The 16,810-nt window shown below is 71.7% G+C and carries 15 protein-coding genes; 5 read left to right on the plus strand and 10 right to left on the minus strand.

The window, feature by feature from the left end; translation table 11 throughout:
- Window positions 1–14 precede the first annotated feature (14 nt).
- The 10 genes from ABD269_RS08525 to ABD269_RS08570 are packed head-to-tail and all read right to left on the minus strand — an operon-like array spanning window position 15 to window position 9,790.
- Window positions 15–1,538 carry an NADH-quinone oxidoreductase subunit N gene (locus tag ABD269_RS08525; protein WP_344117180.1) on the minus strand — a complete coding sequence of 508 codons (1,524 nt, stop codon included), beginning with the start codon at window positions 1,536–1,538 and terminating at the stop codon, window positions 15–17.
- The gene (locus ABD269_RS08530) at window positions 1,538–3,121 is read right to left on the minus strand and encodes a complex I subunit 4 family protein (RefSeq protein WP_344117273.1); all 1,584 of its coding nucleotides are present in this window, start codon (window positions 3,119–3,121) and stop codon (window positions 1,538–1,540) included. Before ABD269_RS08530 ends, ABD269_RS08525 begins: the two co-directional genes overlap by 1 nt.
- A 17-nt stretch (window positions 3,122–3,138) precedes the next feature.
- A complete protein-coding gene (locus ABD269_RS08535) occupies window positions 3,139–5,130 on the minus strand; it encodes an NADH-quinone oxidoreductase subunit 5 family protein (RefSeq protein WP_344117181.1) in 1,992 nt (663 codons plus the stop codon).
- Entirely contained in the window at window positions 5,127–5,492 is a 366-nt protein-coding gene (nuoK, locus tag ABD269_RS08540; protein ID WP_116212503.1) for an NADH-quinone oxidoreductase subunit NuoK, read from the minus strand. Before nuoK ends, ABD269_RS08535 begins: the two co-directional genes overlap by 4 nt.
- On the minus strand, window positions 5,492–6,091 hold the full coding sequence (locus tag ABD269_RS08545; RefSeq protein ID WP_301886600.1) for an NADH-quinone oxidoreductase subunit J family protein: 600 nt from the start codon (window positions 6,089–6,091) through the stop codon (window positions 5,492–5,494). The genes nuoK and ABD269_RS08545 overlap by 1 nt, the downstream gene beginning before the upstream one ends.
- Window positions 6,088–6,639, minus strand: coding sequence for a NuoI/complex I 23 kDa subunit family protein (locus ABD269_RS08550; protein WP_344117182.1), 552 nt, complete (start codon window positions 6,637–6,639; stop codon window positions 6,088–6,090). Before ABD269_RS08550 ends, ABD269_RS08545 begins: the two co-directional genes overlap by 4 nt.
- Entirely contained in the window at window positions 6,639–7,604 is a 966-nt protein-coding gene (locus tag ABD269_RS08555; protein WP_344117183.1) for a complex I subunit 1/NuoH family protein, read from the minus strand. Before ABD269_RS08555 ends, ABD269_RS08550 begins: the two co-directional genes overlap by 1 nt.
- Window positions 7,601–8,791, minus strand: coding sequence for an NADH-quinone oxidoreductase subunit C (locus ABD269_RS08560; RefSeq protein ID WP_344117184.1), 1,191 nt, complete (start codon window positions 8,789–8,791; stop codon window positions 7,601–7,603). Before ABD269_RS08560 ends, ABD269_RS08555 begins: the two co-directional genes overlap by 4 nt.
- Window positions 8,784–9,374: an NADH-quinone oxidoreductase subunit B gene (locus tag ABD269_RS08565; protein ID WP_344117185.1), complete on the minus strand. Its 591-nt coding sequence runs from the start codon at window positions 9,372–9,374 to the stop codon at window positions 8,784–8,786. Before ABD269_RS08565 ends, ABD269_RS08560 begins: the two co-directional genes overlap by 8 nt.
- Window positions 9,365–9,790 carry an NADH-quinone oxidoreductase subunit A gene (locus tag ABD269_RS08570; RefSeq protein WP_205519195.1) on the minus strand — a complete coding sequence of 142 codons (426 nt, stop codon included), beginning with the start codon at window positions 9,788–9,790 and terminating at the stop codon, window positions 9,365–9,367. The genes ABD269_RS08565 and ABD269_RS08570 overlap by 10 nt, the downstream gene beginning before the upstream one ends.
- A gap of 172 nt (window positions 9,791–9,962) precedes the next feature.
- Between ABD269_RS08570 and ABD269_RS08575 the strand changes: the two genes are divergently transcribed.
- The 5 genes from ABD269_RS08575 (at window position 9,963) to ABD269_RS08595 (ending at window position 16,808) form a co-directional block, all read left to right on the plus strand.
- The gene (locus ABD269_RS08575; RefSeq protein ID WP_344117186.1) at window positions 9,963–11,204 is read left to right on the plus strand and encodes a sensor histidine kinase; all 1,242 of its coding nucleotides are present in this window, start codon (window positions 9,963–9,965) and stop codon (window positions 11,202–11,204) included.
- Window positions 11,205–11,331: 127 nt separating this feature from the next.
- Window positions 11,332–12,645 (plus strand): sensor histidine kinase, encoded by a 1,314-nt coding sequence (locus tag ABD269_RS08580; protein ID WP_344117187.1) that lies wholly within the window; start codon window positions 11,332–11,334, stop codon window positions 12,643–12,645.
- Between the two features lie 180 nt (window positions 12,646–12,825).
- The gene (locus ABD269_RS08585) at window positions 12,826–13,497 is read left to right on the plus strand and encodes a response regulator transcription factor (RefSeq protein ID WP_301894437.1); all 672 of its coding nucleotides are present in this window, start codon (window positions 12,826–12,828) and stop codon (window positions 13,495–13,497) included.
- 271 nt (window positions 13,498–13,768) lie between these two features.
- Window positions 13,769–15,766: a 2-oxoacid:acceptor oxidoreductase subunit alpha gene (locus tag ABD269_RS08590; protein WP_344117188.1), complete on the plus strand. Its 1,998-nt coding sequence runs from the start codon at window positions 13,769–13,771 to the stop codon at window positions 15,764–15,766.
- On the plus strand, window positions 15,759–16,808 hold the full coding sequence (locus ABD269_RS08595) for a 2-oxoacid:ferredoxin oxidoreductase subunit beta (RefSeq protein ID WP_301886590.1): 1,050 nt from the start codon (window positions 15,759–15,761) through the stop codon (window positions 16,806–16,808). Before ABD269_RS08590 ends, ABD269_RS08595 begins: the two co-directional genes overlap by 8 nt.
- Window positions 16,809–16,810 lie beyond the last annotated feature (2 nt).

Here is a 16,810-nt window from a genome sequence, read left to right on the forward strand (position 1 = left end):
GAGCGCGCGGGCGCCTACAGCAGCGCTTGCGAGGCGAAGCGCAGGACGAGCTGCGGGGCGCCGGACAGGGCGATGCCGACGAGGGCCGCGAGGGCCGTCGCGGTGGCCAGCGGCACCGGGATCCGCGCGGGCCGCTCGCCGTCCGCCGGCTCCGCCTCGGCGTCGGGCGCGCGGAACAGCAGCGCCGTCCACTGGAGGTAGTAGTAGAGGGCGATCACGACGTTGACGGCCATGACGACGGCCAGCCAGCCCAGCCCCGCGTCCACGGCCGCCGAGAAGACCGTGACCTTGGCGAACAGCCCGATGATGCCCGGCGGCAGCCCGGCCAGGCAGAGCAGGAAGAAGCCGAGCGCCAGGGCCGCCAGGGGCCTGCGGGCGTAGAGGCCGCGGTAGTCCGCGACGCGGTGCGCCGGGTTCGTCCGGGCGACGAGGGCGGCGACGGCGAAGGCGCCGAGGTTCACGGCCGCGTACATCAGGGCGTAGGCGACGGTGGAGCCGATGGCGCGGCCCGGGTCGTCGGTGTACGCGGCGGCCGCGATCGGCACCAGCAGATAGCCCGCCTGGCCGACGGAGGACCAGGCGAGGAGGCGTACGGCACTGCGGGTGCGGTCCGGGCGCTGGCGCAGCGCGCCGACGTTGCCGATCGTCATGGTGAGCGCGGCGAGGACGGCGAGGACGGGTCCCCAGACGTCCGCGTAGGACGGGAAGGCGACGACCGTCACGAGGATGAGGCCGGTGAAGCCGACCGCCTTGCCGACGACGGAGAGGTAGGCCGCGATGGGCAGCGGGGCGCCCACATAGGTGTCGGGCACCCAGAAGTGGAAGGGGACGGCCGCGGTCTTGAAGGCGAAGCCGACGAGGGTGAGGGCCACGCCCGCACCGGCGAGGGTGTCGAGGCGGGGGTCGACGTGGGTGAGCGCGTCGGCCACCTGGGTCAGGTGCAGGGTGCCGGTGGAGGCGTAGACGAAGCTGACGCCGAGAAGCATCACCGCGGTGGCGGTGACCGAGGAGAGGAAGAACTTCAGGGCCGCCTCGGAGGAGCGGCTGTCGTCGCGGCGCAGGCCGACGAGGGCGAAGGCGGGCAGGGAGGCCACTTCGAGGGCGACGACGAGGGTGGCGAGGTCCCGGGAGGCGGGCAGCAGGGCCGCGCCCGCGACGGAGGACAGCAGCAGGAACCAGTACTCGCCCGAGGGGAGTTCGAAGTCCACGAGGTCGCTGACGGACAGCAGGGCCGTCAGCAGGGCGCCGCCCAGCACCAGGAACTGGATGACGAGGGTGAAGTGGTCCGCCGTGTAACTGCACGCGCGCGTGCCCGACGTGAGGCAGAAGGTGGAGCGGTCGCCGTCGAGGAGCGGCAGCAGGGAGAGCCCGGCGAGGACGATGCCGCCGATCGCGATCCCGCCGAGGAGGGGCTTCTTCCGCTCGGGCAGGAAGAGGTCGGCGACCAGGACGACGAGCGCCGCCACGGCGGCGACGGTGGGCGGGGCGATGGCGAGCCAGTCGACGGACTGGACCACGCTTCCGGCGAGGGGGACCATCAGTTGCCTCCTCGGAGGAGCTGCTGAACGGCCGGGTCGGTGAGGCCGAGGAGGGCCGCGGGCCAGAGTCCGGCGAGGACGGTGAGGGCGACGAGCGGGGTCCAGGCGGCGAATTCGTAGGTCTGGACGTCGGTGAGGGCGGGGGCTCCCCCGGGCCTGCCGTCGCCGTCGCCGCCCATGCACACCCGGCGCACCACGACCAGCATGTACGCGGCGGTGAGCAGCGTGCCGAAGCCGGCGAGCGCCATGTAGGTGAGGTAGGCGGGGCGGCTGAGTCCGTCGGCGGGGTGGAAGGAGCCGAGCATCGCGAGCATCTCGCCCCAGAACCCGGCGAGTCCGGGCAGTCCGAGCGAGGCGACGGCGCCGAAGGCGAGGAGGCCGCCGAGGCGTGGTGCCCTGCCGTAGAGGGCGGCGCCGGTCGCGCCGGAGAGTGCGTCGAGGTCGCTGGTGCCGTGGCGGTCCTTGATCGCGCCGACGAGGAAGAAGAGGAGGCCGGTGATGAGGCCGTGGGCGATGTTGGCGAAGAGCGCGCCGTTGACGCCGGTGGGGGTGAGGGTGGCGATGCCCAGGAGGACGAAGCCCATGTGGCCCACCGAGGAGTAGGCGATCAGGCGCTTGAGGTCGCCCTTGGCACCGCGCCGCGCGAGGGCGAGGCAGGCCAGCGAGCCGTAGAGGATGCCGACGACCGCGAAGGCCGCGAGGTACGGCGCGAAGGTGTGCGCGCCGCCGGGGGCGATGGGCAGGACGATGCGGACGAAGCCGTACGTGCCCATCTTCAGCAGGACGCCCGCGAGGAGGACCGAGCCGACGGTCGGGGCCGCGGTGTGGGCGTCGGGCAGCCAGCTGTGGAAGGGCCACATCGGGGCCTTGACGGCCAGTCCGATGCCGATGGCCAGAACGGCGATGACCTGCGTGGTGTGGCTGAGCCCCGAGCCGTTGTCAGTGGCGAGTGCCACCATGTCGAATGTGCCGCCCTTGATGCCGATGAGGAGGAGGCCGAGCAGCATCACGACGGAGCCGAGCAGGGTGTAGAGGATGAACCGCCACGCGGCGCGTTCCCTGCCCTCGCCGCCCCAGCGGGCGATGAGGAAGTACATCGGGATGAGCACCATCTCGAACGCCAGGAAGAACAGCATCAGGTCGAGGACGGCGAAGCTCGCGAGGGTGCCGGCTTCGAGCACGAGGATCAGCGCGACGAATGCCTTGGGAGACGGGCCCGACGCCCGCTGCGCCAGCGGCTGATGTTGCGGCTTGAAGTACGAGTACAGCGCGCTGAGGAAGGTCAGCAGGGCCGTAAGCACGAGGAGGGGGAGCGAGACGCCGTCGACGCCCAGGTGGATCCGGATGCCGAGGGCCGGGATCCAGCTGATGTCGGTGGTGGCCTGCATCCGCGCCGGGTGGTCGTGGTCGAAGCCGACGGCGAGGGCGACGGACAGCGCGAGCACGGCGCCTGTGACGGTGACGCCGTGGCGGAGCACGGCCTGGTCCGGGTTCCTGCCCTTGAGGCCGGGCGGGGCCGGGAGCAGGGCGGCGAGGGCGCCGAGTAGGGGGACGACGACGGTCGCAGCGAGGAGGATCTGCATGACGGTATGACTCACGGTCAGGCTCCGGTGGCTACGAGCACGGCGGCGACGGCCAGGACGACGGAGCCGGCGAGCAGGGCGCTGAGATAGGTCTGCACATTGCCGGTCTGGGCGCGGCGGACGGCCGCGCCGAGCAGGCGGGGGGCGCCCGCGGCACCGCGGACGTACGCGTCGACGACCTCGCGGTCGAGGAAGCGCACGAGACCGGCGGCGGCGCGCACGGGCCGTACGAAGAGGGCGGAGTAGACGGCGTCGAGGTGGAAGCCGGCGACCGCGTGGCGGTGCAGGGGGCCGAGGAGGAGGCGGCCGGGGTCGGACGGGTCGTGGGCGCCCGCGATGTTCCCGTAGGCCGCCACGTGGGTGGCGATGGTCTCTTCCTCGGAGATGTAGGGGGCCGCGTCCGGGTCGGCGGCGACGGCGCCGAGGGGCGCGCGGGCCGCGAGGGGGGCGGTGCGCCGCCAGGCCGCGTAGGTGACGGCCGCGCCGGCGAGGGCGCAGCCGGTGCCGAGCACGGAGGTGGTGAGGGTCGGGGTGAGGGAGTTCCCGTCGAACCAGTCGGGGAGCTTCCATGCGGCCAGGCCGAGCCCGAGGGTGGGGAGGAAGAGGACCCAGAGGACGGCGTTCATGGCGGTGGGCTGCCTGCCGTGGTCGGGGGCCTCGGGTCCCTTGCCGTGGAAGGCGCGCAGCCACAGGCGGGTGGCGTAGCCGGCGGTGAGCAGGGCGGTGAGCAGCCCGGCGACGAGGACGGTCCAGCCGGCCGCGTGCGGGATGCCGTGCGCGTCGGCGCCGGTGGCGTGCTCGGCCGCGCCGAGGACGGCTTCCTTGGAGAAGAAGCCGCTGAACGGGGGGATCGCGGCGAGCGCGAGCAGGGCGATCGTCATCGTCCAGTACGCGTCGGGGATGCGCTTGGCGAGGCCGCCCATGCGGGCCATCGCGCCCAGCGAGTTGGTGCCGGCGGCGTGGATGATCACGCCCGCGCCGAGGAAGAGGAGGGCCTTGAACGCGCCGTGGGTGATGAGGTGGAAGACGGCCGCGTCCCGGTCGCCGACGGCGAGGGCGCCGGTCATGTAGCCGAGCTGGCCGACGGTCGAGTAGGCGAGGACGCGCTTGATGTCGTCCTGGGCGAGCGCGGCGAGCGCCGAGCCGACCATGGTGACCGCCGCCATCACGGCGAGCACCACCAGCGCCGCCGAGGAGGCGGTGAAGACGGGGAGGAGCCGGGCGACGAAGTAGACACCGGCGGCGACCATCGTCGCGGCGTGGATCAGCGCGGAGACAGGCGTGGGGCCCGCCATCGCGTCGGGCAGCCAGGTGTGCAGCGGGAACTGCGCGGACTTGCCCGCGACGCCGGCGAGCAGCAGCAGCGCGATGAGCGTCGGGTGGCCGATGGAGCCGGAGGCGACGGCGCTGAGGATGCCGTTGATGCGGAACGTCCCGGCGTCGGCGGCCAGCGCGAGGATGCCGATCAGGAAGGGGACGTCGCCGAGCTTGGTGACCAGGAACGCCTTGAGGGAGGCGCTGCGCGCGGCCTCGGTCTCCCAGTAGTGGCCGACCAGGAAGTACGAGCAGATGCCCATGATCTCCCAGCCGACCAGCAGCACCATCAGGTCGCCGGAGTAGACGACGAGCAGCATGGCGGAGGTGAAGAGGGAGACGAGGGCCGCGTAGGAGGGGTAGCGCGGGTCGTCGCGCAGATAGGCCGTCGAGTAGAGCTGGACGCAGGTCGCGACGACACCGACGAGCACGGCGACGAGCACGGCGAAGCCGTCGAGGTGCAGCGCGAGGTCGATGGGCACCGACCCGGTGGGCGTCAGCCGCCTGGCCGCGTCGAGGGGTTCGCCCCCGCCCTGCCGCCAGGCGACGACGACGGCGAGGACGGCCGCGGCGAGGGTCGGCAGCACGGCGAGGGGCCGTACGAAGCCGGGCGCGCGGCGGCCGAGCAGCAGGCCCGCGGCGGCGCCGAGGAAGGGCAGCAGGGGGACGAGTACGGCGGTGGTCGTGGTCGTCACGCGGCGGCCTCCGCCTTCTCCTCGCGGTCACCGTGGCCTGCGTCGGGTCCGGGCGCGTCCTCGTGGAGGTCGCGGAGCCGGTCGATGTCGGCGGTGCCGCGGTTGCGGTACACGAGCAGCACGATCGCCAGGCCGATGCCGATCTCGGCGGCGGCGATGGCGATGGTGAAGAGGGTGAGCGCCTGGCCCGCGTGGAGCGTGTCGCGCAGCCACACGTCGAAGGCGACGAGGTTGAGGTTGACGGCGTTGAGCATCAGCTCGACGGACATCAGGACGAGGATCGCGTTGCGCCGGGCGAGCACGCCGTAGAGCCCGGTGCAGAAGAGGAGGGCGGCGAGGACGGCGGGGTAGACGAGGTGCATCAGCGCTTCTCCCCTGCCTGTGCGTTCTTCCTGCGGGAGAGCACGACCGCGCCGACGAGCGCGGCGAGCAGCAGGACGGACAGGGCCTCGAAGGGCAGCACCCAGTTCCGGAAGAGGAACTCTCCGGAGACCTTGGTGGTGCCCTGCGGTGCCCCGTCGAGATCGATCCAGGTGGTACGGAAGGCATCGGCGACCACCCACACCAGCGCGACGGCCGCGGCTCCGGCGACCCCGAGTGCGGGGTAGCGGTTGCCCGAGTCGGCGTCCGGGGAGCGGCCGATGGGCGCCTTGGTGAGCATCAGCCCGAAGAGCAGGAGGACGACGACGGAGCCCACGTAGATGAGCACCTGCACCCAGGCGATGAACTCCGCCGTGAGCAGGAGGTACTCGACCGCGAGCCCGCCGAGGGTGACCACCAGCCACAGGGCGGCGTGCACCAGCTGCTTGGTGGTGACGGTGACGAGGGCCGCGCCGAGGGTGACCAGGCCGACCAGGAGGAAGGCGATCTCCACACCGGAGGTGGAGAGGAAACCTTGCGCCTGCGCGGCGAGCGTATGGGTGCCGTGCGCCTGCGCGGCGAGCGCTGCGGTGCCGGTCACGCTTCCCCCTCCTCTTTCTCCTTCTCCCGCTGGGCCGCCATCTTCTCGGCGGTCTTGCGGGCGGCCGCGATCTCCTTCGGTTCCTCGGCCGCCGGGTCCAGCGCGGGCGGCTCGGGCACCGTCCACATCCACTCGCGCAGCTTGTCGCGCTCGTGGGTGAGGTCGTGGATGTCGGTCTCCGCGTACTCGAACTCCGGCGACCAGAACAGCGCGTCGAAGGGGCACACCTCGATGCAGATGCCGCAGTACATGCAGAGCGAGAAGTCGATCGCGAAGCGGTCGAGGACGTTCCGGCTGCGCTCGCGCCCGCCGGGGGCGGCCGGGGGCACGGTCTCCTTGTGGGAGTCGATGTAGATGCACCAGTCCGGGCACTCGCGGGCGCACAGCATGCAGACCGTGCAGTTCTCCTCGAACAGGCCGATGACACCGCGGGTGCGCGGCGGCAGTTCGGGCTGTACGTCGGGGTACTGGGCGGTGACCGTACGCTTCGTCAGCGTGCGGAGGGTGACAGCGAGGCCCTTGGCCAGACCGGAACCGGGGATCGCCACTACTGGATCACCACCTTGACGACGCCTGTCAGCGCGATCTGCGCCAGGGCGAGCGGAATGAGGACCGTCCAGGCCAGCTTCTGCAGCTGGTCCTCGCGCAGTCGCGGATAGGTGACGCGCAGCCAGATGACCACGAAGGCGAGGACCAGCGTCTTGAGCAGGGTCCACAGCCAGCCGAGGCCGTCGGCGCCGAACGGGCCGTGCCAGCCGCCGAGGAAGAGGACCGTCGTCAGACCGCAGAGGACGACGATGCCCGCGTACTCGGAGAGCAGGAAGAGGGCGAAGCGGAGGCCGGTGTACTCGGTGTAGGCACCGAAGATGATCTCGGAGTCGGCCACCGGCATGTCGAACGGCGGGCGTTGCAGCTCGGCGAGTCCGGCCGTGAAGAAGACCAGGCCGCCGACGATCTGCCAGGGCACCCACCACCAGTGGAAGGCCTCCACGATGCCCGGCAGCGAGACCGTGCCCGCCGCCATGGCGACCGACGCCGCCGTGAGCAGCATCGGCAGCTCGTACGCCATCAGCTGGGCGGCGGTCCGCAGACCGCCGAGCAGCGAGAACTTGTTCGCGGACGCCCAGCCGGCCATCAGCGAGCCGAGCACGCCCACGCCCATGACGGCGAGGACGAAGAAGATGCCCGCGTCGATGAACTGGCCCACGGCGTTGCCCGGCCCGACCGGGATCGCGACCAGCACCAGGAGGTACGGCAGGAGGGCGACGGCCGGCGCGAGCTGGAAGATCCGCCGGTCCGCGCCCGCGGGCACGACGTCTTCCTTCTGCGCGAACTTCACGCCGTCCGCGACGAGCTGTGCCCAGCCGTGGAACCCACCGGCGTACATCGGGCCGAGCCGCCCCTGCATATGGGCCATGACCTTGTGCTCGGTCTGCCCGATCGCCAGCGGCAGCACGAGGAAGACGGCGAACACGGCGACGAGGCGCAGCACCACGTCGAGAGTGCCACTCACTGCGACTCGCCTCCTGCCGTGTCGGGGCGCTGCGCGCCCGGTCCCTGGTCTTCTGTCTTCGCGTCATCCGCGCCGTCCGCGGTGTCCGCGGTGTCCGCTGCCGCGGGTGGCTCGGGCGGCTTCGTGTCGTCGAATGCCGGGCGGGCGTGGTGCCACGGTGCGTCGGACGAGCGTGGTGCCGGCTTCGGCTCCGGCTGGGCCGCGGGCTGCTCGGCGGCAGAAGCTTCGCTGTGCGGCTGCTGCTCGGGAGCGGTCTGGCTCGCAGAGCCCTCGCTCGCGCTGCGGCTGCGGCGCGCCGGGCGCTCCTCCGCTGCCGGAGTCGGCTCCGTCGGCCCGGTCGGCTGCTGGCTCGCGGAGCCCTCGCTCACGCTGCGCGTGCGGCGCGGGACCGCGGCCTGGCTCGCCGAGCCTTCGCTCACGCTGCGGGCACGCCGTACGGGGCGGTCCCCCGCGGCCGGTGCGCCCGCGGCTGCCGCGCGCGCTCCGCGGGCCGGGCGGGCCGGGGCAGGGGGGAGCTGGCCCTTGAGGGGGCCCCACTCGTTGGGGTCGGGGACGCCCGGCGGGAGCATCTGACGGCGCTTCGGGCCGCCCCCTTCGGACTCGCCCGGTTCCTTCGCCCCGGGCCATGCCTTCGCGACGCGCGCGGCCAGCACGAAGTCCTTGCGCAGCGGGTGCCCCTCGAAGCCCTCGGGGAGCAGCAGCGGTACGAGGTGGGGGTGCCCGGTGAAGTCCACGCCGAACATCTCGTGGGTCTCGCGCTCGTGCCACGCCGCACCCGCGTAGACGCCGATCGCGGTCGGCAGCGCCGGCTTGTCGTGCGGCACGGTGGTGCGGACGACGAGGCGGCGCACCCCGCCCTCCGGGCCCGGCAGGGCCACGAGGTGGGCGCAGACGCGGAAGCCCGTACCGGGCTCGTCGACGGCGCTGAGCCAGTCGAAGAACGTGCAGCCCAGCGCGGTGCGGGCCGTTTCGAGGGCGGTGAGCCAGGCGGTGGCGGGGACGTCGACGGTGAGCAGCCCGTACGCCTCCTCGGCGCTCGCGCCCTCGCCGAAGAGTTCGGCAGCGCTCCGCGGCAGCCACCCGACGGGCGGCGCAGCCGCCTCGGCGGCGGTCGCACCGGAGGTCTCGGCCGTACCGGCCTCCGAAGTCTCCGGCGCGCTCTCGCCCTGATGCGTCGGCTCACTCATCGTTCTGGCCCCCGGCCTCCGGCTGCGGAACCAGGCCGCTCTTCAGCGCCGCCACCGACGGGCCCGCGCCGGAGGCGTAGCGGTCGCGCAGGGACTCCTGCGCGATCTTCTCCTGGAGCTTGAGGATGCCCTGGAGCAGCGCCTCGGGGCGGGGCGGGCAGCCCGGGACGTAGACGTCGACCGGGATGATCTGGTCGACGCCCTTGGTCACCGAGTACGAGTCCCAGTAGGGGCCGCCGCAGTTCGAGCACGCGCCGAAGGAGATGACGTACTTCGGCTCCGGCATCTGCTCGTAGAGCCGCTTGACCGCGGGGGCCATCTTGTCCGTCACGGTGCCCGAGACGATCATGAGGTCCGCCTGGCGGGGGCCCGGGGCGAAGGGGATGACGCCTAGGCGGATGAAGTCGTGCCGGGCCATCGACGCGGCGATGAACTCGATCGCGCAGCAGGCGAGGCCGAAGTTGAAGACCCAGAGGCTGTAGCGGCGGCCCCAGTTGAGGACCACCTTCATGGGTTCGGGCGCGAGCCGGGACAGGGCGCCCAACCGTCGCGGCTCGGGCAGGTCCACCGGTGTCACGTCCATTCGAGGACGCCCTTCTTCCATGCGTACAACAGACCCACGGCGAGGAAGCCGAGGAAGACGAACATCTCCACGAGCGTGGCACCGCCGAAGCCCGGCGCGGCGAAGACCGTCGCCCAGGGGAACAGGAAGATCGAGTCCACCGCGAAGATCACATACAGGAAGGCGTAGACGTAGTAGCGGATCTGGGTGTGCGCCCAGCCCTCGCCGACGGGGTCGACGCCGCACTCGTACGTCAGCAGCTTCTCGGGCGTCGGCACCACGGGCCGCAGCAGCCGTCCGGCCGCGAACGCGACGGCGACGAAGAGCACGCCGACGACGGCGAGCAGTCCGACCACCGAATAGCTGTGGAAGTAGTCAGTCGCCAGCTGGACGTCGGGGACGCCCGCACTGTCGGTGCGCACGGTGGCCTCCGGCACGTCCGCCCTCGCTCCCTGTCCAGCACATTTCGACGATTCTTTACGCACGGGAGTCTAGGCCCTGACAAGGTCACGGCGAGCAGCGCTGTCCGGCCGGAGGTGGGGTTATCCCCACCCGGGCGCACCCATGGCCCCCATGGCGTCCGCCCGCCCGGCCCGGCAGGCTGGGCGTATGACCGCCAGCAGTGCCGCACACAGCACCACCGGAAGCACCACCGGGAGCACCGGCCCCACGACCCTCCGTGACGGTGGGACCGACCACGACCAGGACCGGTTGCCACCCGCCCGCTTCGCCTTCGGCGCGCAGACGTGGCGGGAAGTCGCCCACCTCCTGCTCAACCTGCCCGTGGGGATCGCCGGGTTCGTCTATGTGTCGCTGTGGCTGTACGCGGGCGCGGCGCTGTCGATCACCGTGATCGGACTGCCGCTGCTGGCGCTCGGGCTGCTGGGGGCGCGGTGGCTGGGGCGGATGGAGCGGCGTCGGTCCCGGGCGCTGCTGGGCCTGCGGATCGACGAGCCGAGCCCGCTGTCGCGACACCCCCGGAACCGGGGGTTCCTCTCCTGGACGTGGACGGCGGTGAAGGACCCCGTGGCCTGGCGGAGCACGCTCTACTCGTTCATACGACTGCCATGGGGCGTTCTCACTTTCGGCGTCACCCTCTGCGCGCTGTTCGTCGCCTGGCCCGTGCTCGGCCACCTCGCGCGCTTGCTGACGAACGCGGACCGGGCCATGGTGCGCGGGCTGCTGTCCCCCTCCAGCGAGCTCGAACGGCGGGTCGCCGAGCTGGAGTCGGACCGCGGCATCGTCGTGGACACCGCGGCCGCCGACCTGCGCCGCATCGAACGCGACCTGCACGACGGCGCCCAGGCCCGCCTCGTGGCGCTCGCCATGGGGCTCGGCATGGCGAAGGAGAAGGTGCTGGAGGACCCGGAGGCCGCGGCGAAGATGGTCGACGAGGCGCACGGCGAGGTGAAGCTCGCCCTCCAGGAACTGCGCGACCTCGCCCGCGGCATCCACCCGGCCGTCCTGACGGACCGTGGTCTGGACGCGGCCCTGTCGTCGGTGGCGGCCCGCTGCACCGTGCCGGTCAGCGTGTCCGTGGACCTGGCCGCCCGGCCCGCGCCGGCGATCGAGGGCATCGCCTACTTCACGGTCTCCGAGCTGCTCCAGAACATCAGCAAGCACAGCGGCGCCCGCACCGCCGAGGTCGAGCTGTGGCGCAAGGCGGACCGGCTGCTCATCCAGGTGCGCGACGACGGCAAGGGCGGGGCGTCGACGGACTCCGGCAGCGGTCTCGCGGGGCTGGCGGAGCGCCTGGGATCGGTCGACGGACTGTTCGTCGTGGACTCGCCGGTGGGCGGGCCGACGGTGGTCACGGCGGAGCTCCCCTGGCGCGACCGCTCCGCGGTCTGACCTCCGCAGTCCCGGAAGGTAGGGACAACCCCACCCCGAGGACACCTACTCGCTCCATGGTCCCGGCCCTCGCCCTCCGCGAGGCTGGAGTACGTCAAGCAGAGCCCTGGCAGATCGGACGACAGAGATGGCCATCGACGAAGGACGGGCGACCCACCGCGTGCCCGCCGTGCTGCGCGCGCCCGTGGAGGCCCGCACCTGGCGGGAGTTCCTCTATCTCCTGCTCAGCCTGCCGATGTCGGTCCTGGCCTTCAGCTACGCGATCACGATGGTGTGCCTCGGCGCCGGTCTGCTGATCACCTTCATCGGGGTGCCGGTGCTGGCCGCGGCGCTCCTCGGGGCGCGGGCGCTGGGCGCGGCCGAGCGCGCGCGGGCGCGCGGGCTGCTCCGGGTGGAGATAGCGGAGCCGGAGCCCGTACGCCCGCCGAAGGGCCGGAAGGGGCCGCTCGCCTGGACGGGGGCGCTGCTCAAGAGCGGTACGTCGTGGCGGCACCTGCTCTACTGCGTGGTGCACATGCCCTGGGCGATCACGGCCTTCGTGGTGTCGCTGACCATGTGGGCGGTGAGCTGGGCGCTGTTCCTGTACCCGGCGTACATGTGGATGTACCCCACCTACTGGGGCCAGCCCGGCATGCAGGTGTACGGCGACGCCGACGGCACCGCCCTCTACCTCGACAACCCCTTCGAGATCGGGGCGACCTGCGCCGTCGGCCTGGTGCTCGTCCTGATCACCCCCTGGATCATCCGCGGACTCGCCTTCGGCGACCGGATGCTGGTGCTCGGCCTGCTGGGGCCGTCCCGGCTGGCGGCGCGGGTGTGGGAGCTGGAGGAGGACCGCGGCGTGGTCGTCGACACCGCGGCCGCCGACCTGCGCCGCATCGAACGCGACCTGCACGACGGCGCCCAGGCCCGCCTCGTGGCCCTGGCCATGGACCTGGGCCTCGCGAAGGAGAAGCTGGAGGAGGACCCGGAGGCCGCGGCGAAGATGGTCGACGAGGCCCACGGCGAGGTGAAGCTCGCCCTCCAGGAACTGCGCGACCTCGCCCGCGGCATCCACCCGGCGATCCTCACCGACCGCGGCCTGGGCCCGGCCCTCTCTGCCCTGGCCGCGCGCTGCACGGTCCCCGTGCGGGTGGAGGTGGACCTGACGTCCCGCCCGGCTCCGGCCATCGAGGGCATCGCCTACTTCACGGTCTCCGAGCTGCTCCAGAACATCAGCAAGCACAGTGGGGCGCGGGCGGCGCGGGTCGACGCGTGGCGCTCGGGGAACCGCGTGATGCTTCAGGTTTGGGACGACGGGCGGGGCGGGGCATCGACCGAATCCGGCAGCGGGCTGGCGGGCCTGGCCGAACGTCTGGGGTCGGTGGACGGCCTGCTGGTGGTCGACTCGCCGGTGGGCGGGCCGACGACGGTGACGGCGGAACTGCCTTGGCGCGGCTGACTTTTTGAAGCGGCTTCGCCGCTTGTCCTCAAGCGGCGGACGGGCTGAAATCAGCCCGTCCGGCGCTTGAGGACGCGCCCGCAGGGCGCTCCGCCGCAGGCGCAACGGACCCGCACCCTCACGAATGCTGCGATGCTGACTGAACGCAAACGCAGCGACAAACATGGGGGCAAGGGAATCGTGGAGGACAGGGTGCGGGTCGTCATCGCCGAGGATTCGGTGCTGCTCAGGGAAGGGCTGACCCGCCTGCTCACCGACCGCGGGCACGACGTCGTCGCCGGTGTCGGCGACGCCGAGGCGCTTCTGAAGGTCATCAAGGAGCTCGCCGACGAGAACGCCCTGCCGGACGTGGTGGTCGCGGACGTACGGATGCCGCCGACCCACACCGACGAGGGCGTGCGGGCCGCGGTGCGGCTCCGCAAGGCGCACCCGGGGCTGGGTGTGCTCGTGCTCTCGCAGTACGTGGAGGAGCAGTACGCGACGGAGCTGCTGGCGGGGAGCAGCCGGGGCGTGGGCTATCTGCTGAAGGACCGGGTCGCCGAGGTGCGGGAGTTCGTCGACGCCGTGGTCCGCGTCGCCCGTGGCGGTACCGCTCTGGACCCCGAGGTCGTCGCGCAGTTGCTCGGTCGCAGCCGCAAGCAGGACGTGCTGGCCGGGCTCACCCCGCGGGAGCGGGAGGTCCTCGGTCTGATGGCCGAGGGAAGGACGAATTCCGCTGTGGCACGGCAGTTGGTGGTCAGCGACGGCGCGGTCGAGAAGCACGTCAGCAACATCTTCCTGAAGCTGGGGCTGTCGCCGAGTGACGGGGATCACCGCAGGGTGCTGGCCGTGCTGACCTACCTCCGGTCCTGAGGGGCCGGCTCCGGTCCGGTCGGGGGGAGCCGCCCTGGTGAGACGGTCGCCAGGGCGGGGACCTAGGACAAAAGACCCAGCGGAGCCTCCCCCTCCGCAAGAGGCGTCGGGGTGGCTCAAAAACCATTTACCGGGGCAAAGTGACTACGGTTCGGCGCAGGCATCTTGTGATCCATCCCAGGTAGGCGACCCTTACCCCCGTACGATGGCCGTGGGAACGCCGGCCGTCACCACCGCGTGCGAGCCGCCGCCACGAGGGAGGTCCGAAGCAGTGACCAGCCAGGTCAGCAGCCCGGCCGAACAGGCCGAACCAGGCGAGCAGCCGAGCGGGGCCGCCCCGCCGTCGGCACAGCAGCCGGCAGAGCAGGAGCCTTCACGCCTCAGCCCCCAGCGCGCTCCCGCCCAGGGGTCCGGTGCGAAGTCGGTGCGGAAGCTGGAGCGGGTGATCATCCGGTTCGCGGGGGACTCGGGTGACGGCATGCAGCTCACGGGTGACCGGTTCACGTCGGAGACGGCGTCGTTCGGGAACGATCTTTCCACGCTTCCGAACTTCCCCGCGGAGATCCGGGCGCCTGCCGGGACGCTGCCGGGTGTCTCCTCGTTCCAGCTGCACTTCGCCGACCACGACATCCTCACCCCGGGTGACGCGCCTGATGTGCTGGTCGCGATGAACCCGGCGGCGCTGAAGGCGAACATCGCGGATGTGCCGCGCGGCGCGGAGATCATCGTGAACACCGACGAGTTCACCAAGCGCCCGATGGCGAAGGTGGGTTACGCGGCCTCGCCGCTGGAGGACGGGTCGCTGGACGCCTACCGCGTCCACCCCGTGCCGCTGACCACGCTGACGATCGAGGCGCTGAAGGACTTCGGGCTGTCGCGGAAGGAGGCGGAGCGGAGCAAGAACATGTTCGCGCTCGGCCTGCTGTCGTGGATGTACCACCGGCCGACCGAGGGGACGGAGAAGTTCCTGCGGGCGAAGTTCGCGAAGAAGCCGGACATCGCGGAAGCGAACGTGGCCGCGTTCCGGGCGGGCTGGAACTTCGGCGAGACCACCGAGGACTTCGCGGTCTCCTATGAAGTCGCCCCCGCCACGGCCGCTTTCCCCGCCGGCACGTACCGCAACATCTCGGGGAACCTGGCCCTTTCCTACGGGCTGGTGGCAGCGGGCCGGCAGGCGGACCTGCCGCTCTACCTCGGCTCGTACCCCATCACCCCGGCCTCCGACATCCTCCACGAGCTGTCGAAGCACAAGAACTTCGGCGTGCGCACCTTCCAGGCGGAGGACGAGATCGCCGGCATCGGCGCCGCGCTCGGCGCGGCCTTCGGCGGCGCCCTCGCGGTGACGACGACCTCCGGCCCCGGCGTGGCGCTGAAGTCCGAGACCATCGGCCTGGCCGTGTCGCTCGAACTCCCGCTGCTGATCGTGGACATCCAGCGCGGCGGCCCCTCGACCGGCCTGCCGACCAAGACGGAGCAGGCCGACCTGCTCCAGGCGATGTACGGACGCAACGGCGAGGCCCCGGTGCCCATCGTGGCGCCGCGCACTCCGGCGGACTGTTTCGACGCCGCCCTGGACGCCGCCCGCATCGCGCTCACCTACCGCACACCGGTCTTCCTGCTCTCCGACGGCTATCTCGCCAACGGCTCCGAGCCCTGGCGGGTGCCGGAGACGCACGAACTTCCCGACCTGCGCGTCCAGTTCGCCACCGGCCCCAATCACACCCTGGCCGACGGGACCGAGGTCTTCTGGCCGTACAAACGCGACACGCAGACCCTGGCGCGCCCGTGGGCGGTGCCGGGCACTCCGGGGCTGGAGCACCGGATCGGCGGGATCGAGAAGCAGGACGGCACCGGGAACATCTCCTACGACCCGGCCAACCACGACTTCATGGTCCGCACCCGCCAGGCCAAGATCGACAACATCACCGTCCCCGACCTCGAGGTCGACGACCCCCACGGCGCCAAAACCCTGGTGCTGGGCTGGGGTTCGACGTATGGGCCCATCACCGCGGCCGTCCGCAGGCTGCGGGCCGAGGGCGTGGCGATCGCGCAGGCCCACCTGCGCCACCTCAACCCCTTCCCGAAAAACCTGGGCAAGGTCCTCGCCGGCTACGACAAGGTGATCGTGCCCGAGATGAACCTCGGCCAGCTCGCCACCCTCATCCGCGCGAAATACCTGGTCGACGCCCGCTCCTACAACCAGGTCAACGGCATGCCGTTCAAGGCCGAGCAGCTCGCAGGAGCCCTCAAGGAGGCCATCGATGACTGAGGCGCTCAAACTGGTCCCCAAGGCCGAGGCCGCGCAGACCATGAAGGACTTCAAGTCCGACCAGGAAGTGCGCTGGTGCCCCGGCTGCGGCGACTACGCCATCCTCGCCGCCGTCCAGGGCTTCATGCCCTCCCTCGGCCTGGCGAAGGAGAACATCGTCTTCGTCTCCGGCATCGGCTGCTCCTCCCGCTTCCCGTACTACATGAACACCTACGGGATGCACTCCATCCACGGCCGCGCCCCCGCCATCGCCACCGGCCTGGCCTCCTCCCGCCCCGACCTGAGCGTGTGGGTCGTCACCGGCGACGGCGACGCCCTCTCCATCGGCGGCAACCACCTCATCCACGCCCTGCGCCGCAACGTCAACCTCAAGATCCTCCTCTTCAACAACCGGATCTACGGGCTGACCAAGGGCCAGTACTCCCCGACCTCCGAGGTCGGCAAGATCACCAAGTCCACGCCGATGGGCTCCCTCGACGCGCCCTTCAACCCGGTCTCCCTGGCCATCGGCGCCGAGGCCTCCTTCGTGGCCCGCACCGTCGACTCCGACCGCAAGCACCTCACCGAGGTGCTGCGGCAGGCGGCCGAGCACCCCGGCACCGCGCTGGTGGAGATCTACCAGAACTGCAACATCTTCAACGACGGCGCCTTCGAGGTCCTCAAGGACAAGCAGCAGGCCCAGGAAGCGGTCATCCGCCTCGAACACGGCCGGCCCATCCGCTTCGGCACCGACGACGCCAAGGGCGTCGTCCGCGACCGCACCACCGGCGACCTCCGCGTCGTCGACGTCACGCCCGGCAACGAGGCCGACATCCTCGTCCACGACGCCCACGCGACGTCCCCGACCTCGGCGTTCGCGCTGTCGCGCCTCGCGGACCCCGACACGCTGCACCACACGCCCATCGGCGTGTTCCGCGATGTCGAACGCCCGGTCTACGACACCCAGATGGCCGACCAGCTGGAAGCCGCGGTCGAGCAGAAGGGCAAGGGCGACCTCGCCGCACTGCTGGCCGGGAACGACACCTGGACCGTCGTCGGCTGACG

The organism is Streptomyces blastmyceticus (assembly GCF_039521185.1).
Lineage (GTDB): Bacteria > Actinomycetota > Actinomycetes > Streptomycetales > Streptomycetaceae > Streptomyces > Streptomyces blastmyceticus.

Bases quoted from the DNA above. Each gene is read 5' to 3' on its own strand.
- ABD269_RS08525 (WP_344117180.1), bottom strand. From the start codon at position 1,538: ATGGTCCCCCTCGCCGGAAGCGTGGTCCAGTCCGTCGACTGGCTCGCC.
- ABD269_RS08530 (WP_344117273.1), bottom strand. From the start codon at position 3,121: ATGCAGATCCTCCTCGCTGCGACCGTCGTCGTCCCCCTACTCGGCGCC.
- nuoK (WP_116212503.1), bottom strand. From the start codon at position 5,492: ATGCACCTCGTCTACCCCGCCGTCCTCGCCGCCCTCCTCTTCTGCACC.
- ABD269_RS08560 (WP_344117184.1), bottom strand. From the start codon at position 8,791: ATGAGTGAGCCGACGCATCAGGGCGAGAGCGCGCCGGAGACTTCGGAG.
- ABD269_RS08565 (WP_344117185.1), bottom strand. From the start codon at position 9,374: ATGGACGTGACACCGGTGGACCTGCCCGAGCCGCGACGGTTGGGCGCC.
- ABD269_RS08575 (WP_344117186.1), top strand. From the start codon at position 9,963: ATGACCGCCAGCAGTGCCGCACACAGCACCACCGGAAGCACCACCGGG.
- ABD269_RS08580 (WP_344117187.1), top strand. From the start codon at position 11,332: ATGGCCATCGACGAAGGACGGGCGACCCACCGCGTGCCCGCCGTGCTG.
- ABD269_RS08595 (WP_301886590.1), top strand. From the start codon at position 15,759: ATGACTGAGGCGCTCAAACTGGTCCCCAAGGCCGAGGCCGCGCAGACC.